General features: G+C 47.3%; 24 protein-coding genes. 13 read left to right on the forward strand and 11 right to left on the reverse strand.

The features are described 5' to 3' along the window. On the forward strand, positions 1-210 hold a 210-nt coding region (locus E0698_RS26935; protein WP_238354019.1), incomplete at its 5' end, for a hypothetical protein. Here the strand turns inward: E0698_RS26935 and E0698_RS15550 are convergent. The 6 genes from E0698_RS15550 to E0698_RS15575 all read right to left on the reverse strand — a co-directional run bounded on the left by E0698_RS15550 (position 194) and on the right by E0698_RS15575 (position 5,629). After that, a complete protein-coding gene (locus E0698_RS15550; RefSeq protein ID WP_134910530.1) occupies positions 194-1,090 on the reverse strand; it encodes a phosphotransferase in 897 nt (298 codons plus the stop codon). The genes E0698_RS26935 and E0698_RS15550 overlap by 17 nt on opposite strands. An 18-nt stretch (positions 1,091-1,108) precedes the next feature. Continuing rightward, on the reverse strand, positions 1,109-2,116 hold the full coding sequence (locus tag E0698_RS15555) for an aminoglycoside phosphotransferase family protein (RefSeq protein ID WP_192512139.1): 1,008 nt from the start codon (positions 2,114-2,116) through the stop codon (positions 1,109-1,111). A 182-nt stretch (positions 2,117-2,298) separates the two neighbouring features. Further along, complete coding sequence (locus tag E0698_RS15560; RefSeq protein WP_149095315.1) at positions 2,299-2,862, reverse strand: PepSY domain-containing protein; 564 nt, start codon at positions 2,860-2,862, stop codon at positions 2,299-2,301. A 121-nt stretch (positions 2,863-2,983) separates the two neighbouring features. Then, the gene (locus E0698_RS15565) at positions 2,984-3,547 is read right to left on the reverse strand and encodes a PepSY domain-containing protein (protein WP_134910527.1); all 564 of its coding nucleotides are present in this window, start codon (positions 3,545-3,547) and stop codon (positions 2,984-2,986) included. 19 nt (positions 3,548-3,566) lie between these two features. After that, positions 3,567-4,931, reverse strand: coding sequence for a sensor histidine kinase (locus tag E0698_RS15570; RefSeq protein ID WP_192512140.1), 1,365 nt, complete (start codon positions 4,929-4,931; stop codon positions 3,567-3,569). Then, positions 4,928-5,629, reverse strand: coding sequence for a response regulator transcription factor (locus tag E0698_RS15575; RefSeq protein WP_134910525.1), 702 nt, complete (start codon positions 5,627-5,629; stop codon positions 4,928-4,930). Before E0698_RS15575 ends, E0698_RS15570 begins: the two co-directional genes overlap by 4 nt. Positions 5,630-5,989: 360 nt before the next feature. Here E0698_RS15575 and E0698_RS15580 point away from each other — a divergent pair, with 360 nt between their 5' ends. The 10 genes from E0698_RS15580 (at position 5,990) to E0698_RS15625 (ending at position 17,625) form a co-directional block, all read left to right on the forward strand. Further along, the gene (locus E0698_RS15580; protein ID WP_192512204.1) at positions 5,990-7,660 is read left to right on the forward strand and encodes an OPT/YSL family transporter; all 1,671 of its coding nucleotides are present in this window, start codon (positions 5,990-5,992) and stop codon (positions 7,658-7,660) included. Between the two features lie 10 nt (positions 7,661-7,670). Beyond that, positions 7,671-8,738 (forward strand): DUF917 domain-containing protein, encoded by a 1,068-nt coding sequence (locus E0698_RS15585; protein ID WP_192512141.1) that lies wholly within the window; start codon positions 7,671-7,673, stop codon positions 8,736-8,738. Between the two features lie 23 nt (positions 8,739-8,761). Next, entirely contained in the window at positions 8,762-9,709 is a 948-nt protein-coding gene (locus E0698_RS15590) for a DUF1177 domain-containing protein (RefSeq protein ID WP_192512142.1), read from the forward strand. Between the two features lie 80 nt (positions 9,710-9,789). Further along, complete coding sequence (locus E0698_RS15595; protein ID WP_134910523.1) at positions 9,790-10,461, forward strand: AroM family protein; 672 nt, start codon at positions 9,790-9,792, stop codon at positions 10,459-10,461. A gap of 259 nt (positions 10,462-10,720) precedes the next feature. Next, a complete protein-coding gene (locus E0698_RS15600) occupies positions 10,721-11,671 on the forward strand; it encodes an aminopeptidase (RefSeq protein ID WP_192512143.1) in 951 nt (316 codons plus the stop codon). Positions 11,672-11,717: 46 nt separating this feature from the next. Then, positions 11,718-12,377, forward strand: coding sequence for an aspartate/glutamate racemase family protein (locus tag E0698_RS15605; RefSeq protein ID WP_192512144.1), 660 nt, complete (start codon positions 11,718-11,720; stop codon positions 12,375-12,377). A gap of 203 nt (positions 12,378-12,580) precedes the next feature. Continuing rightward, complete coding sequence (locus E0698_RS15610; protein ID WP_192512145.1) at positions 12,581-14,116, forward strand: PucR family transcriptional regulator; 1,536 nt, start codon at positions 12,581-12,583, stop codon at positions 14,114-14,116. A 38-nt stretch (positions 14,117-14,154) separates the two neighbouring features. Continuing rightward, positions 14,155-14,841: a response regulator transcription factor gene (locus E0698_RS15615; RefSeq protein WP_192512146.1), complete on the forward strand. Its 687-nt coding sequence runs from the start codon at positions 14,155-14,157 to the stop codon at positions 14,839-14,841. Between the two features lie 175 nt (positions 14,842-15,016). Further along, positions 15,017-16,183, forward strand: a complete 1,167-nt coding sequence (yhbH, locus tag E0698_RS15620) for a sporulation protein YhbH (RefSeq protein WP_134910518.1) — start codon at positions 15,017-15,019, stop codon at positions 16,181-16,183. After that, complete coding sequence (locus tag E0698_RS15625) at positions 16,180-17,625, forward strand: SpoVR family protein (protein WP_134910517.1); 1,446 nt, start codon at positions 16,180-16,182, stop codon at positions 17,623-17,625. The genes yhbH and E0698_RS15625 overlap by 4 nt, the downstream gene beginning before the upstream one ends. A gap of 72 nt (positions 17,626-17,697) precedes the next feature. Here E0698_RS15625 and E0698_RS15630 read toward each other — a convergent pair whose 3' ends face one another. Further along, complete coding sequence (locus tag E0698_RS15630; protein ID WP_134910516.1) at positions 17,698-18,027, reverse strand: AzlD domain-containing protein; 330 nt, start codon at positions 18,025-18,027, stop codon at positions 17,698-17,700. Then, positions 18,024-18,749, reverse strand: a complete 726-nt coding sequence (locus tag E0698_RS15635) for an AzlC family ABC transporter permease (RefSeq protein WP_192512147.1) — start codon at positions 18,747-18,749, stop codon at positions 18,024-18,026. Before E0698_RS15635 ends, E0698_RS15630 begins: the two co-directional genes overlap by 4 nt. A gap of 357 nt (positions 18,750-19,106) precedes the next feature. On the opposite strand from E0698_RS15635, the gene E0698_RS15640 reads away from it, so the two are divergent. Both E0698_RS15640 and E0698_RS15645 read left to right on the forward strand, forming a co-directional pair. Further along, positions 19,107-19,754, forward strand: a complete 648-nt coding sequence (locus E0698_RS15640) for an NAD(P)-dependent oxidoreductase (RefSeq protein WP_192512148.1) — start codon at positions 19,107-19,109, stop codon at positions 19,752-19,754. A 43-nt stretch (positions 19,755-19,797) separates the two neighbouring features. Then, positions 19,798-20,517, forward strand: coding sequence for a DsbA family oxidoreductase (locus tag E0698_RS15645; protein WP_192512149.1), 720 nt, complete (start codon positions 19,798-19,800; stop codon positions 20,515-20,517). Positions 20,518-20,596: 79 nt separating this feature from the next. On the opposite strand, the gene E0698_RS15650 is transcribed toward E0698_RS15645, so the two are convergent. The 3 genes from E0698_RS15650 to E0698_RS15660 form a co-directional block, all read right to left on the reverse strand. Continuing rightward, positions 20,597-21,220: a TetR/AcrR family transcriptional regulator gene (locus tag E0698_RS15650; protein ID WP_192512150.1), complete on the reverse strand. Its 624-nt coding sequence runs from the start codon at positions 21,218-21,220 to the stop codon at positions 20,597-20,599. A 113-nt stretch (positions 21,221-21,333) separates the two neighbouring features. Then, positions 21,334-22,242, reverse strand: a complete 909-nt coding sequence (locus E0698_RS15655) for an arginase family protein (protein ID WP_192512151.1) — start codon at positions 22,240-22,242, stop codon at positions 21,334-21,336. Between the two features lie 156 nt (positions 22,243-22,398). Then, a complete protein-coding gene (locus E0698_RS15660; RefSeq protein WP_192512152.1) occupies positions 22,399-22,743 on the reverse strand; it encodes a hypothetical protein in 345 nt (114 codons plus the stop codon). Positions 22,744-23,282: the final 539 nt, after the last annotated feature.

Here is a 23,282-nt window from a genome sequence, read left to right on the forward strand (position 1 = left end):
CTTGAAGTTGATGAGCTAAAAAGAGGAGCACTCGTAGACATGAGGAAGCAAAAAAAAGACGACATCTCATTCAAAAACAAAGGAATGAATGTCGTCTTTTTAATGGATTCTCTTTCAGCTATCTGTAAGAACCATGTTTTTCAGTGGCCTCCTCCGCTAGGTCTGTTTTCCTGTTTAGTTCCAAGCCGACAGATTATAGCAGCGCTCTAAGTTCACGTCGGTATTTGTTTAACTGCACGAATGATGGAATAACACGTTTGGCAGAACGGATGCCGCCTATTCTGATGTTGCGGACCACATGATAGGGAGAGATCAAAAGTGTGTGAAGCAAATGTAAATCATGGGCGCTTAACGGACGATATCGTTGATAGTAGTCGACCGCGCGCAGCATCTTGGTCCCGTTCCAAAGACAATTTCGATGAAGAAGATGGGACAAGTCTTTCATTCTTACGTGCAGGGAGCAATTTTCAAAATCGATTAAATGAATTTTGAGCTGTCTGTCTTTAATCAGATTGGGATAATTGTAATCGCCATGTATAAATGCGGCAGCTTTTTGCTCCGAGTCGATTGCTTCTCGAACTTTGGTCTGCTGTAAATGATTCGACACTTCTTCACAGAGAGCCACGAGATGTTCTGTGCCTTTGTAGGGACTGAGGCGTTTTTTGTATCCAGCTATCTCATCATCCAAGCCCTCGTAACGTATTCTGGATGCCGGAGCCTCGGTGACAGGAAAGCCTACGGCACTGGAGTGAAATTTGGCTAAGGTGGAAATTCCCTTTTTGAAATCTATTTTCTTTGTAAATTTTGGTCTTCCTCCATCCACCCAATTGGTTAATGTATACGAAATGCCTTCATGGGTCATATAAGCGGTTTGCTGCACTGTCGGATAAACCTTTTGGCTGCGGGTAAACCCGCGCTCATCCAGGAAGGACAACACACGTGTAATAAAACGAATTTCATCTTCTGGGAATTTGTAGGGCTTTAAACAATAGGTCATGCCGGCGGTCTCAATCTTGTGTATGTCCTTCTTTTGACGAGTACGTTGAATTTTGATTCCGTACATCTGCTCAACGTTCGATAAAATCGACATTTTGATCCTCACTTTCTTTTATGCATGTGCCCATTCCTGCAAAATATGAATGATTTGTAAACGAAGGGGCCACGATTGATCCCAATTGTCCAGGATCTCGCGGTTTCTTGAGCGATTCAGGTGTAGGGAGGCATGCCACGCTTCGCGCGGCAGTTTATACAAGGCTGTAACCATTTTTCGTTCAGTTCGGCTTAGTGGTTTGCGTTTTTGGTATCCCTTCAGCAAGGATTGCACAAATTCAGGATTGAATTGGGTCGTATTCATAAGGGCCTTTGCCAGATCTACATAGACTGAGCCGACCTTAACTCGATCCCAATCAATGATTTTGAGTTGACCATCATCTGAAATAATGACATTGGGGATCGTAATGTCGCTGTGTATTAAAGAGGGGGAACGCTTTTCCTTCTGAAGCAGCTTAACAATGGATGTGTCCTGCAAATCCTTCCATGCCCGCTTAGCTAAACGTTTGCAGTCTTTGCCGTGAGCGTTGTACCAGTTGCCGTATTCTTTGTCATGACGGCTGATTTGTGATATTTTTCTTTGAAAAAGACGGTCCTGGTTTTTCCATATCCGCAATTGCTGAAACGTAGGGGATTTCCCACTTCCAATCCGATGCAAGCCAGTGGACGAGGCGTGAAGCGTGGCAAGTGCCCACCCAAGCTTTTCAAAATCTTCAGCATTCTCCAATCCCCGTCCTTTGATCCACTGACTTACATAAAATGGCGTTTCTTGATGTGTAGTCCACAGCTTCCCGGAATGTGTTGGAAGCCACGCGGGCATGTAGCTATACTTTCTCTTTTTCAAAAGCCTGATCATGCTTGCAGCCTGCTCCATCTGTTGGATTGTATTTGAGCGGACCATCTTAGTACGGCTAAAGGGCTTTAATGCATAAGTTCCCTTTTTCGTTTTCACCTGGATCACTGCATTTTTTCGGTACAGTGATGAGACTAAGCTTGATTTTATTGGGATCAGACCGAAACGACTGGTAATTTTGCGAATCCGTGTTTTGGTATAGGATTTCGTCATAAGAACCTCACTTGACTTGTGATTATAGAAAAAGGTAATCCTCTGTTAGTTATCAGTCTATTCATGAGGAAGATGAAGGTGAGTTCAAATATTGCAAGAGCCATAAAAAAAGGAGCAGCGAAAGTTCGCTACTCCTTTTGAATTAACTCTGTATTTTGCAAGCTGGAATAGGGTCTGGATATTTAATCATTACTATCATCGTAACGGTCATCATCATGATCATCGTCCGTATCCATGATTTTTCCAGATGTCGCATGGATTTCGATGTCAACGGTTCCTTCGTTGGTGAGAATCTTCACGTCATAGATAAATTGTCCGTCTTCCTTGTCCAATTGGGTAGACAGAAGGGTACCGGGTACTGTCTTAAGAGCAATCTGTCCGGCCTGTTTTTCGGTTATGGTGATATTACTTGGCTTGTTTAGGGGCTTCTTGGCATTCAAGTTATCATCCAACTTTGAATGGGACCGAAGGGTTTTTCCAGTATAAGCATCCACATCCACGTCCCAATCTTTATTACCCTGTTGAAGTTCCACCTCATAGTAGGCTTTTCCGGTTTTATGTTCCAGTTCTACATCTTCAACCTTAGCACCATTGCCCACAGCCTTTTTGGCGATATTGGCAGCGGCTGTCGCTCCAATGAGATTCGCAGGCTTGGCTGCCCAGACGGCATTCGCCGAAACACCTGCTACTGTAGCACCGAGCAAAACTGTTGCCGCCATGATTCCTAATGTATAGTTTTTTTTCATGTATAGTTCCTCCTTGTGATGTAAGCTTGAGTACAGCTTATCTATTGAAAATGAGAGGAACGTAATAAAATCATTAGAAAACGATGAGAGAAAATGAGCGATGATGAGAAGAGAGTCATCATTAATCTTCGTTGTCCTGTTTTTCTTTTTCCCAAGTTACAGAATCAATAGAGCCTGATACCGCGTTGACCTGCACCACGGCCTCACGCCCATCCTTCACATCAACCTCAACGAGATAATAAAGGCTCTTTTCGTTACGATGAAGCTCAATATCATCTGTGGTTCCTCCGTTCACCGCCTTTGCAGCAAGCTGGGCCGCTTCCTTTTCTGTGATGACGAGAGATACAGGATCAGGTTTAGGGGAGCTTGGGGTGTTTTTCTGGGGCTCCTGTGTCGTATCCGTATAAGCTTGTGTTCGTCGAATGGAGTCAATATGGCCGTTATAGGCGTTGACTTGTATTTCGTATTTTCCTTTGGGACGCTGCAGCATGATCAGATAAGCATCATTCAAGCGTTTGGATTCCAGCACCTCGCCGGGATATTGATGCAATACAGACTGGATGGCCGCATTTTCCTCCAACGGTGAAGCTGATAGCGACAGTGCCCAAGGCGATTGCAGAAGGTAAAGTGTGATCAGTATAGCCGCCCCTGCCGCCCCAATCATCCACGCATAGATGGCTTTCATCGTTATTCTCTCCTTTTGGTTAATCTGCGGGAACGGCGGGGAGGATGATCGTTGCTGTCGTTCCGCTTCCCTGAATACTTTCTAGCCCAATGTGAGCATGAAGGGCCTCTGCAATTCCTGTAGCCAGCGATAAGCCTAGTCCGGCTCCACCTTCTTCGCGGCTTCTGGCTTCATCCACACGATAGAAGCGGTCAAATACTTTAGATAGCTTGTCCTGCGGAATTCCAATCCCTTGGTCTGTGATTCTGATACAAGGTTGAGCCATCTCACCCGTGGTTCCAATAGTTAGGTGTATCGACTCGTCACTGTATTTACGTGCATTATCCAAAAAGATAAACAGTAGCTGTTTCAGCTTATTTTCATCGCTGTAGCCCATACAGTCCGCCTGCACGTCCAGTTGCACTTCCCGGGCAAAAGCATTTTCAAATGTGACCTTCAACTCTGTCACGATTTTGCTCAGGCGAACCGGCTCCAACACGATATTCCATTGCTCCTCGTTTCTCGCCAAAAGAAGAAGCTGCTCTGCCATTTCCTTCATTCGTATCGCTTCGGAATGGATGGCTTCAACGGACTCGGCGAAAATCTTGGGATGCTGCAGTCCCCGGCGTTTGAGCAGGCTAGCATAGCTTTCAATAATGGTGAGGGGTGTTTTCAGTTCATGGGATGCATTGGAGACAAACTGTTCTTGCCGGACAAAGTTGCGCTCCAGCAATTCAATCATGTCGTTAAACGTTTCTCCCATTTCTACCAGTTCGTCGCGTGATGAGGAGTTGAGCGGAAGGAGCTTAAATTTCCCGCTACGTTGAATCTCTTTCATCGTGCTGATCATAGATGTGATTGGACGTGTAATGAGTTTGCCGAGCAATCTTCCCGAGATCACGACAGGAATGAGCGCAATCCCTGTGACAGCTATAAGTACGATTCTGAGTACCTGTAGCGTCTGCATCGTCGGTTGCAGACTTTCGGTTATCTGAAGATTGACGACCTCTCCATCGCTCCAGATCATGGGAACCGATACAAGAATGTAACGGTTGTTTTCATGGGTAATCACGCGTACTTGTCGTGTCTCATCATAAACAGCCTTCATCAAACTGAGAGATTGCTCCGAAGAAGAGGTGATCGGGGAAAGAAAATCGCCCTCCGGTTTCATTAGACGAAGCATACCGTCTGGTGGCACATAGGCTCGAAGAAGATCCCCTGCGACTACCGCTGCGGGGGCGCGCTGAATGCCGCGAATCATGTTGTCCGCTGCGGCTTCTACCTGATCTTTGCGGCTGTCTATCGAAAGGTGGCTGAACAGGAAATAGACCGAAAAGTTAATGGCCACAAGTAAAATCGCGAGTAATAACGAGGTGTACATATGGATCTTGTTTTGCAGCTTCATAACGATTCCTTCAGCACATAGCCAATTCCGCGTACTGTATGAATCAGCTCAGGGAGCTGGCGCGTGGGGTCAATTTTATTGCGCACGTATCGGATATACACGTCCACTACGTTGGTATCGCCGTAATAATCAATACCCCATACATTCTCCAGTAATTGTTCTCGGCTAAGCACCTGCCGTTGATGTCTCAGCAAATGAACGAGCAAGTCAAACTCTCGTGGCGTAAGCTCAATGCTGTGCTCACCGCGAAGAACTTCACGGGTACCTTCATGGAGGCGTAAATCCCCGGCATGAAGCCATGCATCTTCCACTTCGGGAACGGCTTCTTTCGTTGCACCTACCCTAAGCGCGGCGCGGACACGTGCAAGCAGCTCTTCGATCACAAAGGGCTTGGTAATATAATCGTTAGCTCCTAGATCGAGCCCCTCGACCTTATCTGCAATAGAACTTTTGGCCGTCAGTAAAATGACAGGAATGCTCGCATCATCCTTACGAATCCGCCGCAGTAGTTCGATGCCACTGAGGCCGGGAATCATAATATCCAGCAGGACCAGATCCCAATGACCTTTGCAATATGTCTCCAGTCCGTCAATTCCGTTTTTTTCTTTGCATACTTGATATCCTTCAAACTCAAGCTCGATCTCCAGAAGCCGGGCAATTTTCTCTTCGTCTTCCACGATCAGAATGGATTGGTTCATTGTGATGCCCTCCTGTAGGCGAATAGCCGATACGGAAGTATTTTAGCATAAGCGGTTGAGTAAGACACGCTTAAGCAGCACAGGCTTTGTAGGGATATACTAGATCAGACATATCTATACATAGAGTATTTTTATACCAAGGATTGAGCGAATTTTCTTATGTTATATTTCTTTACATTGAAAAGGGATAAAATGTCATGGTAGCGCTATATATATCGTCTTTTATCCTGTATGCACAATAAACATGCCTTTGTTTTGGTCAGGACGAACATTGTTTATGGAAGGAAAGTTGCAGTAACATAAGTTAAACCTACTCAATAGAGGAAGAAATACATCATGTCTAAGCCACAGGAGGGTCATATGGAAAACGAAAAAGAAAAACGCCACCCGAAAACGTTTGAGCCTTTTGCATTTATTCTCATTGTGGCTACAAGTGTTCTGGGAGCTATTATCGGAATGCAGATCGTAACCAGCCTGGGGGTGACCCCAAATACGGCCATCATCGGAGCGTTAATCGCGATGCTGATTGCACGTATCCCGTTTAACTGGTTTTTACGTTATAAATCGGTACATCGTCAAAATCTGGTCCAGACGGCGATTTCCTCGGCTACCTTCGGGGCGGCCAATAGCCTGCTGATTCCGATTGGAATTCCATATCTCATGGGAACCCCTGATTTGGTCGTACCCATGCTGCTGGGGGCGGCGTTGGCTATGTTCGCAGATGCAACGATACTGTACAAAATTTTTGATTCCAGACTGTTCCCCGCCTCGGGTACCTGGGCTCCGGGTGTTGCGACAGCGGAATCCATCAGAGCCGGGGACAAGGGCGGCAAGCGTGCCGGATTGCTGGGTGTCGGCGCACTGATCGGGGTAGTCGGCTCTTATCTCAGCATTCCGATGTCTGCCTTTGGTGTTGCTTTTATCGGTAACATTTGGGCCTTGGGCATGTTTGGTGTCGGCTTATTGATTCGCCAGTATTCCATGCCGCTATTTCAGATTGATGTAAATGCGCTATACATTGCGCATGGAGTGATGATCGGGGCGGGCATTGTGGCGCTGATTCAGGCTGCTGTACTCGTATTCGGCCGTTCCGGCAAGAAAAAGGACAGTACCGCTGCGTTTTCGGATAAAGCTTCAAATGAAGCATCCGGCACGAGTAGCATTGTCGTGGATGGGGCTCCCGTACATGCCTCTTCGCAGGATGAAGAATACACCCGTCCGATTGCAGAGGCTCGTCGTACGCTTGGACTCGGATTCATCGCGTATCTGGCGATTTCCCTGCTGATCGCCATCATCGGTGGACTGGTTACGCACATGTCCGTAGGCATGCTGATCGGCTTTATCGTGTTTGCAGCCTTTGCCGCGTTCGTGCATGAAATTATCGTCGGCATTGCCGCCATGCATTCCGGGTGGTTCCCCGCCTTTGCGGTCGCCTTCATTACCTTGCTTGGCGGTATGATGATCGGCTTTCCGCCAGTGGCTTTGGCATTGCTGGCCGGGTTTAGCGCGGCTACAGGTCCTGCCTTTGCGGATATGGGCTTTGATTTGAAAACAGGCTATATCCTGCGTGGCAACGGTAAGGATAAGGAGCTGGAACGGGAAGGTCGAAAGCAACAGTATATAACGGCTCTGATCGCCTTCGCTGTTGCACTGGTGACTGTAGCTCTGGCTTATCCGAGTTATTTTGCGCAAAATCTGGTGCCACCGATTGATAAAGTATATGTATCCACCATTCAGGCCGGAGCTACACCGGGTGTGGCAAGCCAGCTCTTGCTGTGGGCGATACCGGGAGCGATTCTCCAACTCATAGGTGGCTCCAAGCGCCAACTGGGTGTTATGTTCGCGACAGGGCTACTGATTGCGACAGCGAACGCGTGTTGGGCTGTTCTGGCCGGCATCGCAATTCGCTTCCTCGTAACCCGTTTTGCAAAAAAAGAGGTCGTTTCTTCCATGACGATTCTGGCCGCAGGTTTTATCGCAGGGGATGCGCTGTACAACTTCTTTAATTCCGTATTTAAACTAAAAAAGTGAGATGATGCAGATGGACGCTTTGAAGCTGGATGAGAGAATTGCTGAATATGCCGTTTATGGCGGTGCTGTTCTGGGCGGAGGAGGCGGAGGCTGGATTGAAGAAGGTCTGCGGATCGGAAAGCTGGCTCTTGAAGTGGGACAGCCGAAGCTGGTATCCGTCGAAAGCTTCGCAGATGACGATCTCTTCGTCACCGTGGCTGTCGTTGGTGCCCCGGCTGCTCCGAATAAATATGTGAAGCCTGTTCATTATGTGAAGGCGCTGGAAATGGTGTCCTCCATGACAGGAAAGGGTGTCCGGGCCTTGCATACGAATGAAAATGGCGGCGAAACAACGATTAACGGCTGGTTTCAGTCGGCTTTGAGTGGTATTCCGGTTGTGGATTTTGCATGCAATGGCCGGGCACATCCGACGGGTGCAATGGGCTCTATGAATTTGACCGAGCTGCCAGATTACGTTAGCCGTCAGGCTGCGGTGGGCGGACGCGGAGAGCATTATATTGAGGTAGGGATTTCAGGCTCTCTGGACCATGCTGCATCGCTGGTTCGTAAAGCCTCGGTAGAAGCTGGAGGACTTGTAGCGGTTGCGCGGAATCCGGTTACGGCTACTTACGCGAGAGCCAACGGTGCGCCGGGAGCCATTTCCCGAGCAATTGCTGTCGGAGAAGCGATGCTGGCTCATCAGGGCGAAGCAGCGATTGCAGCCGTGGTCGCTGAACTGGGCGGCAAGGTGATCGTCTCAGGAGAAGTAACAGAATGCAAGCTTGAAACTTCGGGGGGCTTTGATGCCGGATTGGTTCGTATTACCTATAGCGGCCGTGCCTACGAAATGACCTTCTGGAATGAGTACATGTCCCTGGAGCTTGACGGAGAGCGACTGGCGACTTTTCCAGATTTGGTCATGACACTGGATCTGGATACAGGCAGACCTGTAATCACTGCCGCCGTAGCGAAAGGACTGCGACTGGCTGTCATTGCGGTTCCGAAGGAAAAGTTGCTGCTGAGTACAACTATGTTTAACACCAAGCTGCTGCAACCGATTGAGCAAATTATTCATAAGCCTATACTGTCCTATCTATAAATGATTTCGGGAGGAATGCAAAGATGGCACTTCAACAGACATTAACCGTATTCGAAGCGCTGGACAGCGCCTTTGTAAACGGAGAGCGGGTTAAGCAGTTTTTCGCCGGATACGAGGATATTGTGGTAACCGTAAAACAGGTAATCGGAGCCAAGGGAAGCACGGATTTTATACAAGTGCTTATTCCGGGTACAGAAGGTAAAAGCTCGGGAGGTACAGCACCGACATTCGGCATTGTCGGACGCCTGGGCGGGATCGGCGCACGTCCTTCCCGAATTGGTCTTGTATCTGATGCGGATGGAGCTATTGCGGCGGTGGCTGCCGGGCTTAAGCTGGCGGATATGCAGATCAAAGGTGACAAGCTGAAGGGTGATGTGATCGTAACTACACATATTTGCCCGGATGCACCTACCCGTCCGCATGAGCCAGTTGATTTTATGGACTCCCCTGTGGATTTTTTGGAAATGAATCGTCATGAGATTGTTCCCGAGATGGAAGCTATTTTGTCTATTGATACAACCAAGGGCAATCGTGTCATTAACCATAAGGGAATCGCCATTTCACCCACGGTGAAGGAAGGCTATATTTTGCGAGTCAGTGAGGATCTGCTGCGCCTGATGGAACAGACTACGGGACAACTGCCTGTTACTTTTCCGGTAACCACGCAGGATATCACGCCGTACGGTAATGACTTATACCATATTAATTCGATTTTGCAGCCTGCTGTAGCGACGAATGCGCCTGTAGTCGGTGTGGCTATTACAGCGCAGGCTGCTGTACCAGGATGTGGCACCGGAGCGAGTCATGAGATTGATATCGCGGCTGCTGTACGTTTTTCCATTGAAACGGCCAAGGAATTTACGAATGGCACTTGTGCATTTTATGACCCGCAGGAATTTGTCAAAATTAACGAATTGTACGGCTCCATGAAGATACTTCAGACAGCAGGCAGTGCGAAAAACCACGGCTGATGCTAACAGGGCAGGCCACAGGCTTGCCCTTTGTCGTCAGGAGCGTAAAATAAAATGGATACGAAAGCAGGGGATTAAAGATGGATAAGCTTGGGATGATTACGATTGGGCAAGCGCCCCGGACAGATGTGGCTCCTATCGTGGAACGGGCTTTGGAAGGACGTGCAGAACTGATACAGGCAGGTGCGCTGGACGGTCTTTCTTTTGCTTATATACAAGAGCATCTCTCTCCGTCGCCGGGAGAATATGTATTGACCTCCCGTCTGACGACTGGAGAGTCGGTAGTTATATCACGCGAAAAAATCCAGCCGCTGCTTCAGGAGAAAATTACGCGCATGGAGGAACAGGGCATTCGTACGATTTTATTGCTGTGTACCGGCGTATTTCCAGGATTGCATACCCGAACCGCCTTTTTGATCGAGCCGGACCATGTGCTTCCTCCTGTGATTAAGGCGATGTCTGGCGGACGGCGGGTCGGCCTGATTGGTCCGCTGGAAGAGCAGAAGGACAATCTCAAGCTCAAATTCAATCCTCACGGAATGAATCCCGGGTTTGCGGCGGCCTCGCCTTACAGCAGCAGTGAAGAGGAATTTCGCCATGCTGCCGGGCAGTTCAAGGATCAGGCTGATCTTATCGTGCTGGATTGTATGGGGTATACGGATGTTCACAGAGAACTGGCGGCGCGTTACGCGGGGGTTCCAGTCGTATTGTCCAATGCCCTGATCGGCAAGCTGGTATCGGAAATGGTGTAAGCATATAAGCTGACTGAAAATTTACATGATGGTCACTACACAGGCGGATGGTGATGCTTCCCATCGCTGTTGCCCCCGGATTTCCGGAATGAATGCACTACGGTAGAAATCCGGGAGCAGCTTAGGCTTACGATGCGAGCTTTCCTACGGAAAGCTTTCAGGCGATCGCTATCGCTTGTCCAGCACCATTCCGCCTGCTCCGTTCCTATGTAAATATTTGGAGGTTAGCTTATACTGTATAAAAATAGGAGGTAAAAAAATGAGCCAACAACGTGTTGAAATTAGTAAAAATGTATTGCAAAAATGTCTGGGACTTACCGCTGGAGAGACGCTTCTGGTGGTAACGGACGATGATAAAAAGGAATTGGGCGAGTCCATTTATGAAGCTGGCAAGGCGCTGGGGGCTGAAGCTGCTATTTTGACGATGAAGGTACGCTCCAAATCGGGGGAGGAGCCTCCGGCACCTGTCGCCGAAGCTATGCTCCGCTCCAACGTTGTCGTATGTGTCACCCGGTATTCGCTGACGCATACCCATGCCCGCAAGCAAGCCGCAGCGTCTGGAGCGCGTCTGGCGACGATGCCTGGCATGACGGACGACATGTTCATGAACGGGGCGATTGCTGCTGATTATCCGAAGGTCAAGGCGTTGACCGAAGAGGTGACCGCATTATTGACGGCTGCCAAGCAGGTGCGGATTGAAAAGGATGGTTACAGCCTGAGCTTTAGCATTGAGGGTCGCAACGGCGTGCCCAGCACGGGCATGTATCTGAACCCTGGCGAATCCGGCAACCTTCCTTCCGGCGAAGCGTATATTGCTCCACTCGAGGGGACGGCGCAAGGCCAGATTGTTGTGGATGGCTCTGTTGCGGGAATCGGTGCCTTGAAGGAGCCGCTACTGCTGATGGTCGAAAACGGCAGGTTGACAGCCGCAGAAGGGGAAGCCGGACAGCCCCTGCTGGAAATACTGGGCGACGGTGACGGCAGAATGCTGGCCGAATTCGGTATCGGGACGAATGATAAAGCGCGTATTACAGGTGTTGTACTGGAAGATGAGAAGGTATACGGCACGATTCACGTAGCTTTTGGCAGCAATAATACTTTTGGTGGGACCATCGCTGCGGGTGTACATATTGACGGTGTCGTTCAGCGACCGGATGTATATCTGGATGACCGCCTGATTATGAAAGCAGGGCAACTGCTGGAGCGTTAGGTGAATGAGAAACAGCAGGAGCTGTAAAAACGGGGAGGAATTCATCATGCTCGGAATTATCAGAGTGCTTACCATGCAAGACGAAGTAGCTATTGGCCTTCACGGCCGAGTTATCGAGCAGCGTTACGGACTGCCTGTCACCAGTGTGTGTATCCCTGACCAGCCGCAGGGAATCTATGATGATGCAACGGATCGGGAATCGGTGCCTAAAATTGTGGTCGCAGCGCAACAGCTCGTCGAGCAGGGCTGCACGTCCATTGGCATTAGCTGCGCGGCTGATCCGGCACTGGAGGAAACCCGTCAGGCGGTGAATGTACCTGTATACGGCGCAGGCTCCTGCGCGGCGCATCTGGCATTGACAGCGGCCAGCCGTGTCGGTGTGTTAACCATTTTGGAGAAGGCACCCCCGTTGATCCGCCGTATCTTGGGTGAGTCTTACATCGGCACAGAGCGCCCCGAGGGTGTACGTACGACGCTGGACCTGAACACTCCGCAAGGTAAGGAGGCGGCAATGGCAGCGGCGCTGCGGCTTCAGGAGAAGGGCGCAGAGGCCATCGTGCTGGCCTGTACGGGTTTTGTGACGATGAACTTCGCACCGGAGCTGGAGCGCAGGCTGGGCATCCGTGCCATTGATCCAATTGTGGCGCTCGGCGCAGCCGCATCAGTGCGTTGGGAGCGGGAGAATGAGGAAGTTCAGGCAGGATAAGCCTGGCTCATAAAATAATAGGGTATGAAATAAACCGCCTTTTCTTGAAAAGGCGGTTTATTTGCGTTCCATCCGGTAAAAGGTTTTGTTTTGTAAACTTTTTTGGTACACTATCCTGAAAATTAAGTTAGGCGAGAACTTTGCAAAATCCTAAATATATATGTGCCGTTACCGCAAAATAAATAGCAAGGTGGTCTGTCCATATGAAAATACCGGGTGTAACCGTTCAGGAGCTTATGACAATGCCCGTATTGAAGGAGGCGAAGGTACTAAGCGGAGAGCAAGGGCTAAATCGGATTGTCCGTTTTATTGATATTATGGAGGTCCCTGACTTGAAGGGCTGGATCAGGGAAGGCGTACTATTGATGACAACCGCTTATTCCATCCGTCATGAGCCTGAGGTATTGTGTCAAATTATTCAATTATTGCATCAGGGCGGGGCCGCAGCACTTGCGATCAAACCGACCCGCTTTCTCAAGGAAATTCCCCGCAGTGCGCTGGAGGAAAGCAATGCCTGTGGCCTGCCCGTGATTGAGATTCCGGCCGATATTCCATATACAGATATTACACAGCGAGTCATGGATATAGTGTTGAATCGGCAGGCAGAGCTGCTGCGACGCTCGGAAGAGATATATCGGACCTTAACAACGATGGTGCTGGAGAACAGCGGTATACAGGCTGTAAGCGATAATATTGCAGAGCTGCTTAAAGCCCCGGTTGCTTTGATTGATAATGGAGGCCGAGCCATCGTTACTTCACCACAGGAGTGGAATTGGGCGGAGGCGCAGGATTCCCGCTATTTTCCGATTAATGTCGATAAACGCACGGTTGCCAAGCTGGTCATTGCCCGCAACGAGCTGGATGATATGGAGCAGGTGGGGATTGAGCAGGCACGCCTGGTCATGGCGTTGGAATTAATGCGTGAAAAGGCGGTAGAAGATACGGAAAGCCGACTGCGGGGTAACTTTATTGATGAGCTGATGACCCCTCCGGTGCCGTTGCGGCATGAGGTTGAGCGCCGAGGGCGTCAATTGGGATTTAACCCGGCATATGATTGGGAGGTCGCTGTACTGGAAAGCGCTACCGCTCCGCCAGAAGAAATTCTGTCCGGATTGCTGATTCAGGAATCCACCCGGCGACGTGTGGTTTCTCATATTGAGTTCCGTTCCAATCGGGCAATATTATTTCTGCCTACTCTTCATCCGAATGACCATCATGACGGGGCTGGCGCTGATCAGGGACTAACCTGGGCTGGAACGCTGAAGAACTGGAACAGTGAAAAAGCATTGGGAACGGGCGATTATTATATAGGCATAGGAAGTGCCAAAAAGCTGTGGGAGCTGATGCAAAGCTATAATGAGGCACGACGTGCCATCACCGTATCCCAGCGGCTGTATCCCGATAGACGTGTATGTAAATTCGGAGATATCGAAATGCACTATATGCTTGGGGAAGCAATGAACAAAGAGGAATTTGCCGATTTGTTTGAACGTAAGCTGGGCAAACTCCAGCAGTATGATCGGTCTCATGGCAGTGATTTGCTTAAAACGTTATTTTATTATCTGGAAAATCGGGGTAGTCTGATGGATACGGCGAATTATCTTTTTATACACCGTAATTCGGTCAAATACAGATTGGAACGGATTCGTGACATTGCGGATTTTGATCTCAACGATCCACGCGAGCAGTTCATATGCCATACCTGTCTGATCCATTATTATTTGCGGGAACATAAGTAGGCAGATACGGTTGGTTTATGGGGCAGGGAGGAAAAGACATGGATAAGAAAATATTAGTAGCGGACGATGAACCCAGCATTCGAAATGCGCTAGCCTATGGGTTGAAAAGAGAAGGTTATTTGGTAGAAACCGCTGTTGACGGGGAAGACGCATTGGAAAAAGTCCGTTTATTCCACCCGGATGTGCTGGTGCTCGACGTGATGATGCCCAAGCTGGGCGGATATGAGGTGTGCCGCCGTCTGGAAAGTCGGAAGGGCATCGGCATTTTGCTGCTGACTGCCAAAAACGATATCGTGGACAAGGTGCTCGGGCTCGAGCTGGGCGCGGACGATTTTATGAGCAAGCCCTTTGATCTGCGAGAGCTGCTCGCCCGCATCAAGGCGCTGGTACGGAGGCTTGAACGGGAGGGAGCGCCTGCACCAGAAGGATCAGAAACGGCACTTGGACCGTTGCGCGTGCGTCCGTCCAGCAGAACGGCTGAACTGGAGGGAACAACGCTGGATCTGACACCCAAGGAGTTTGATGTGCTGTCGCTTCTGGTGTCACATGCCGGGCGGGTGTACACACGGGACGAGCTGCTGGAGCAGGTATGGGGCTTCGATTATGCAGGGGGAACGCGGACCGTGGATATTCATATCCAGCGCCTGCGCAAGAAGCTCGAACCGCATCAGTCGCTATTGCAGACGGTGTATGGAATTGGCTATAAGGCGGAAAAGGTGCTATGAACGAACGCCAGTTGCTTGGCGCTGGACCCTATCCCCCTTTATCCGAACTGAAATAGGCGCCCTGAAATTGGAAAGGTTTTTTGGCTTCCATCACATATCGTACATCCCCGTGAATATACTTAATAACCAACAAGGCCAAACTGTGCCGTGTATCCACTTGGGGGGGTGCCTAACAATGCCGGAACCACGTCAGCCATATTCATTCGTCGTATCCCGCGAAGATTGGTCGCTGCATCGCAAAGGGTACCAAGACCAGCAGCGTCATCAGCAGAAGGTCAAAGATGTGATTAAGCAAAATCTGCCTGATCTGATTACGGAAGAAAATATTATTATGTCAGACGGTCAGCAGATTATTAAAGTACCGATTCGCAGTCTGGACGAATATCGCTTCATTTATAATTATCAAAAGCAAAAGCATGTAGGCCAAGGGGACGGTGACAGTCAGGTTGGCGATGTCATCGGACGCGATCCTGCTTCCCAGAAGCCCGGTAAAGGCGAGAAAGCCGGAGACCAGCCCGGACACGATATTATGGAGACGGAAGTCAGCATGGAAGAACTGGAAGATATGCTGTTCGAGGACATGGAATTGCCGCATTTGCAGCAGAAAGACAAGGAACAGATTGAGGTTGAGTCCATCGTATTCAATGACATACGCAAAAAAGGCATGCAGGCAAATATTGACAAGAAGCGAACCATTCTCGAAAATCTGCGCCGCAACGCACGTCAGGGCAATCCGGGCATTCATCATATCAGTCCGGACGATCTCCGTTACAAAACATGGGAGGAAAAAACCATCCCCCAATCCAACGCAGTGATTATAGCGATGATGGACACATCAGGCTCGATGGGATCTTTTGAAAAATATTGCGCCCGCAGCTTCTTTTTCTGGATGACCCGCTTTTTGCGCCGCCAATATGAAAAGGTAGAGATTGTCTTTCTGGCGCACCATACCGAAGCCAAAGAGGTCACCGAGGAAGAATTTTTCACCCGTGGAGAAAGTGGCGGAACCATCTGTTCTTCGGCTTATCTCAAGGCATTGGAGATTATCGACAAGCGCTATCCTCCTTCCCATTATAATATTTATCCCTTCCATTTCTCGGATGGCGACAATCTGACCTCGGACAACGAACGGTGCGTGAAGCTGATCGAGGAGCTTATGAAGCGCAGCAATATGTTCGGCTATGGAGAAGTGAATCAATATAACCGCAGCAGCACACTGATGTCAGCCTACAAGAACATTAAAAAGGATCAGTTTATGTACTATGTCATCAAGGAAAAGGGCGAGGTATACCAAGCCTTGCGTACCTTTTTTCGCAAACGGGAAGGGGGAACGGTGGGATGAGTAGTGACCATCAGGAGCTAGAATATGCGATTGCTGAGATTATGGAGATAGCCAACGGATTCGGGCTGGACTACTATCCGATGCGGTATGAGATTTGTCCGGCGGATATTGTATACACGTTCGGGGCCTATGGGATGCCCACGCGCTTCAGCCACTGGAGCTTTGGAAAGACGTTTCACAAGATGAAGATGCAGTACGATTTTGGCCTAAGCAAAATCTATGAGCTGGTCATCAACTCCAATCCCTGCTACGCCTTCCTGCTGGATGGAAATTCTTTGGTTCAAAATAAACTGATTGTCGCCCACGTGCTGGCGCACTGTGATTTTTTCAAGCACAACGCCCGCTTCTCAGCTTCCAACCGCAATATGGTGGAGAGTATGTCCGCTACGGCAGACCGGATTAACGGTTATGAAATGGAATACGGTTCGAAGGCCGTCGAATCCTTCATTGATTCGGTACTGGCTATACAGGAGCATATTGATCCGCAGTTGATCAAACCGCAGCATCTGGATAAACAGCGATATATGGAGCTTAAAACCCGTGAGCAAAAGGAAGCGGGAAAACGGAAGCGCCCAGACGGGCCTTACGATGATCTGTGGTCACTGGACACGGTACAGGAGCAGCCCGATCCGTCTGAGAGCGAAGGCATTCGGGTACGACAGTTCCCGCCTGAACCGGAGAAGGATGTCGTCTGGTTTATTCAGGAATTTTCAGAAGTGCTGGAGGACTGGCAGCGGGATATCATGACGATGCTGCGGGACGAAATGCTTTATTTCTGGCCACAGATGGAGACCAAAATTATGAATGAAGGCTGGGCCTCCTATTGGCATCAGCGGATTGTCAGGGAACTGGATTTGACCGGGGATGAAACCGTTGAATTTGCACTGCTGAATGCTTCTGTCGTACAGCCTTCCAAGCAGAGCCTGAATCCGTATTATTTGGGGCTTAAAATATTTGAGGATATTGAAAAGCGATGGGATAACCCAACCCGTGAAGAGCAGGAGCGACAAGGACGCAAACCGGGCGAAGGACGCGCTAAAATGTTCGAGGTACGGGAGCTTGACTCAGACACCTCTTTTATACGCAATTACATGACCAAGAAACTGACCGAGGATTTGGATCTGTACGTATTTGAGAAAAGGGGGCCGGATTGGAAAATCACAGATAAATCGTGGGAGAACATACGAGACCAGCTCGTATTCTCGCGTGTGAATGGTGGCTCCCCTTATATCGTCGTTGAGGATGGAGATTATCTGCACACTGGCGAGTTAAAGCTCAAGCATCAGTTTGAAGGGATTGAGCTGGATTTAAAATATATGGAGCGTACGCTACCGTATGTGTATCAGTTGTGGGGGCGGACCGTTCATTTGGAAACGATGATTGAAGGTAAGCTGGCCTTATTCTCATACGACGGCAAGAAGCATCATCGCAAGTTTGTATAAGGGAGCAGGGTAACGAACACAGAATGAATATCTAAAAAGGTGCAGCCGTAAAACGGGACTGCACCTTTTTTTCTATCCCATCCACAGCAGTCGAACGACAGCCATACTCACAATACCGACAACAACGGTAGCCAGCAGGTTTTTGCTCCATAAGGCAGTCACCAGTGTAGGAAGGATAGCAATAAGCACTTGCCAATTAAAAGTGACGGAGCCTTCCGTTCGAACGAGTAGATGTTCCATCACGAGCGCCGTGAAAATGCAAATAGGGATGTAGGACAGCCATTGGAGCACAGGCTTGGGCAGCGCCAGCTTTTGCAGCACGACGAAGGGAATGATTCTCGGGATGGCTGTGACGACCATACCGCCGATAATGATGTACATGACATATGGATCAATGTTCATTTGTCAGTTAACACTCCAATCGTTGCGGTAATCATAGTAGCTACAATAACGGCGATATGAGATGGCACCCACCAGGATAAAAGGTACATCAGGATTGCCATACACAGCACGAGCAGCAGACGGTGCTTGAGCTTGGAGGTCTGGACGCTTTGTAGCTGGGAAATAAGCAGAGCCAGAAACATAGCCGGCAAGGCAAAATCCAGACCAAATGCCTCTGGCCGGGAAATCCAGTTCCCGAGAATCCCTCCTGCCACACAGGAGGCAATCCAGACGAGGTAAGCAGTTATATTGAGCCCGTTCATCCAGCGATCACTGATCTGTCCACCTTTGGCCAGTTTATCAGAGGCTACCCCGAAGGATTCGTCTGTCAAAAGAACACCAATCCCTATATTTTTCCACAATGAATACTTTGAGAAATAGGGAGCCAACGATGCGCTTAACAACAGGTGGCGGGCATTTACAATAAAAGTCGTTAAAATAATGACAGAGGGGGGACTGGCCGTAGCCAGCATCGAGCACATAATAAATTGGGAAGCTCCTGCGTAGACAAGCGCCGACATCAGGGCAATTTCCATCGTGCTCACACCTGACGAGGCCCCCACAATGCCTGCCGCGAAGCCAATACACACATAACCGAGCAACGTAGGGATACAATCCTTGACTCCTTGTAAAAAGTGGAGTGGATCGCGCTCCGTTTCGCTCAACCCCGAAGCTATAGACATTTCAACCTTCCCTTCATTCTAAATTTCATTATAGTATATAACGGAACCTTGAAAGTGATCAATGTATTATACATTTGTATGTTATAGTGAACATCATCTATAGCGAACGGGCCTACTTTTGTATCCGTTGTAATTAGTAATGTATAGCCTCCAGAAGATATTTAACAAATTATTTGAATCCGTTGAATATAAAACAAAAATCACTTTATTAGCGATTGAAGCAATCATCATAATCCATATAATAATAACCAACGAACGTTATATATTCAACGAAAGTTCGATTAAGTTTTGTTGTAACCTAAATGCTCATTGAGTTATCAGCACATTCTAGCAATATAATATCGAGGTGATCGACTAATGAACATAACGCTTTTTGGTGGTAGTGGTGCAATTGGGAAAATTTTGACTGAGGTAGCAATTCAAAACGGGGATAACGTTACCCTTTATGTTAGAAATGCGGGGAAAATTGGACAGAAACATGAGAAGCTAAATGTTGTCGAGGGTCAATTATCTAATCAAGACTTGGTAGAACAAGCACTATCGAATGCTGATGTCGTCATTAGCACATTGGGACCCGCACTCGATACGTCCAGAAAATTAAAAGGTACCCCTGTTGCGGATGGTCATGAGGTTATTGTAAATGCGATGAGAAAGTTAAATAAGAAACGACTCATTACACTTGCTACTCCAACCTTGAAATCTGATAAGGATCGGAATTCGATTGCCACAGTTGTACCGGGAATTATGGCCAAGGTGATGTTTCCGAATGGTTATCACGAAATGAAAAAGCTTGAGAAAATCATCAAGCGATCTTCTTTAGACTGGACAGTAGTTCGGATTATTAATCCAAATGTAAGGCATAAGGAAAACGTTCATTATGCTTACTCGCTAGGCGATCAGCCAGCCAAGATGGGGGTATCCCGAGAAAATATCGCTAAATTTATGTATCATGCAGCTTCCGAGCCATCCTTAATTCATCAAATGCCGATTGTATACAACAGTTGAGAAATGATTCGATCTGTTTATCAAGTGAAGGGAGAGGAACGAAATGAAAGTAGAGATTTGGTCGGACATTGGCTGCCCATTTTGTTATATCGGAAAACAGCGTTTCGAGGACGGGCTGGGGCGGTTTGCTTCCAAAGATAAAGTGAATGTGGAGTACCGGAGCTTCCAGCTAGATCCTTTTGCCGAGAAAAACCCAGCTAACGATGTACACGACTTGTATGTTTCAAAGCATGGTGGCAGCAGAGAAGAAGCCAAGGCCATGCATAAACAATTTGCCCAACAAGCGAAGGGTGATGGAGTGGATTTTCAATTTGACCGAATAATCCCTACTAATTCGCTCGATGCGCATCGATTGATCAAGTTTGCGGGTACCTATGGCAAGAGTGCGGAAGTGTTGGAGCTTCTGTACAAAGCATATTTCACAGATTCCAAGCATATCGGCGATGCGGACACACTGGCTGACATAGCGGCGAAAGCCGATATGGATCGCGAGGAAACGCTCAACGTGCTGGAAAGCACGCAATATGTGGATGAAGTTCGTGCAGATGGGCATGAAGCAAGCAGCCTTGGAGCTACAGGTGTACCTTTCTTTGTCATCAACCGCAAATATGCGATTTCAGGCGCACAATCAAGTGAAGTGTTTCTGGAGGCGCTGCAAAAAGCATGGGACGAGGAACATCCGCTGATGACGTTAGATACGACTCTAAACCAAGAATCAGGCAATGTTTGCGAGGATGGTTATTGTACGCCAAAAAATAGTTGACGGAGGCGCCATTAAAGTAATCGTAAAACAGCGGCAGTCCAGGACTTTATTTTCTCGTCTATAGCTGCCGCTGTTTCTTTTATTGGAACTCTTTGGGTTTTAATGCTTGGCGAATCAGTTGATTGAATTGACTCATATGGTGATCAAAACTGAATTGTTCGTCAGTGGCTGTACGTGCAATAAGGCCGTCAATCAGCGCATACAACCAGAGAGAAAGGGTCTCCACATCATAATCTGGATCTACTTGTTTTTCATGAATAGCACTTGTGAGCAGATTTTTGAATGATTCACGCATGATGATATCACTTTGATTGAAGACATGTCGCACACCCTTATTGCGTGAAGCTTCAGCCAAAATTTCGATCCATAATCTCTGGTCCATAGGATATACAGGGTCACTGACACAGCTAGTGATAATCGTCAAAATCTGTCCGAGTGAATCTTTTTCGGTATCTTTAAATTCCATCTTGGTTAAGGCATGGCGCTGTTCTTCTTCCACCAGTGCAATAATAAATGCATCTTTACTCGGAAAGTGGCGATACAGATTCCCAGCACTCATGCCTGCTTCTTTTGCAATTTCGACAATGCCTGTTTTGTGAAATCCATTGCGTGAAAAACATCGAACAGCAGCCTCGATGAGCAAGCGTCTGCTATCGTCTTTTTGTTTCATTCGTTTCGATTTAGGCAGTTCAGAGTTATTCATTGTACTTCAAATGTACAGGGATATCTTCTTGACTCTTATCCCTGTAACCTCCTTGCTTCGAGAAATAATGTACATCTATCATACCATGTACATTACCATAGTCTGTATTTGGATTAAAGCGTATTAAAGGCTGGGCGCTCTTTATTGTTAATATCTCCAAGCAGAGGTAAACGAGACAGCATATTCGCCAGGAAATAAGAGTCCCAAGGGAAATGTTCAGTGATCCCTAGACCGACTACATCATAAGACCGGGCCACATCTTGCAAAACTCGGATAATGGTTTCCATACTTGATCCTTGTGGAAAGCTCTTGGTGTATTTCTCGTATGTTCCCGGATAAGCAACCAGAAGGGAACGGAATTCTTTCATATCCAGTACATCCAGATCAAAATGGACAATAATCTTGGATGGTTTTTTCTCAGCTAGCCATTCGAGTACTTTAGAACTATCCTGTTTAATTTCATCTGGACCTACAATATCCAATTTCATATTTCGCATTGGGTCAGAGTTAAGGGGTTCGAACATATCATTCAATCCTACATATAGCACTTGTTCGGGACTAAAAAGGTGAGGAACCTCAGCAACAAATTCCTGATCACCTACACCAAGCAAATTGGCAAGAACATGAGCATGATGATTTTCAAAGTCTTCAGGGATTGAGACATCAGGGTGAGCATCAACCCATAGCAGAGCAACATCTCCATCATATTTCTCATTCAAATAAGAAAAAGGAGCAAGTTCTACACTGCAATCCCCTCCAAGGACAACGATACGTTCAGGGTTATGTTTATGAATTAGACTTTTGGCTGATCTAGCTTGTTGCAATACGGTACTTTTGGCAATTATACCTTGTTCTTTTTCTACATTAGGGTTCAGATCGACGGGTACTTCTTCAAAAGGACCATTAGACTTGGGAGCAAGCCAGTTTAACAAGTGAGCTCCCAGAACGTAAGGAGGGTTGTTCCCTCCTTGCCATTGAGGGAATAACAAACGCAGTGTACGACTTGTCTCCATTTCATTCATAAGAAATTTCTCCTTTTATTTAAGTTAGTGATCGTTCATTCACTGAAAATGATACAAGATTACTTTTTATATTGCAAACCCTAAATAACAGGGAATGCCTATTTGAAATTATGCTGATTATACAATGACAATCATGAAATTCTAAAGGAAGCTTTTTTATCTTTTATTATTTTTATTGCAAATGAGAAAAATTCTTTTTGATAAAGAAGGAGCAAGCCGATGGCAGTTAAGACAAAGAGTAAAAGAAAGATAGAAACGCTCATATACTAAAGGCAATTCACGACATATAGAAAAATTGTCGTTATAGGCTCTATTAGTGACAAAACTAATTACAGCGGACATCTTTAGTTTTTTATCAATTAAAGCATTTATATTCTCTAGCAACTCTTCCAATTCACGTTCATTTGCTTCGTTTTTATTGTTTGCTAACGAGAATGTTAAAAATGAAAATATTAAAAGGTATATTGTACCTTCTGCCCTTGGAGCCAATGCGGGACTCAAAAGCAGAGCACAAAGACACTTCAACAAATCTGATTGTTGGAGTGTCTTTTGTTAGAAAATAAGCAATTTTGTAAAAATCGAGTTTTTAGTTTGCGTTCACTCATGTTGTTGCAAGCAAGCGGTGAGCAGACATTGAGGGAACTACTGCTGAACAATAACCACTCCGGGATATTTGTTTCCGGTATGAATCTGACACTGTCTGATGACGAAAAATATTATTTTTGCGAAATGTTGAACGAAGTGTATAATTTTGTTTCACAGGAAGGGTGAAACAGTATAAAGCGCTTTCACATGAGTATGAAAGCAGCGAGAATGATAAATAATGATCTGTTCAGATTGGCAAAAAACCTCCGGTGGCTCGGGGATTTTTGTTGTTTATAAGAATTTTCCGCATGTATACAGATGTTTGGCACGGAACTTGCAATACTAATAAATGAGAGAGACGAAGGGGGGGAGACAGATAATCGGTGTAATGTTATTTTCTTTTTGCCTATCGCTCTCATTTTTGCGTTATTTGCTGTAGGCATTATTGGATACGC

Origin of the sequence: Paenibacillus sp. 23TSA30-6 (genome assembly GCF_014858585.1) — a bacterium.
Lineage (GTDB): Bacteria > Bacillota > Bacilli > Paenibacillales > Paenibacillaceae > Paenibacillus.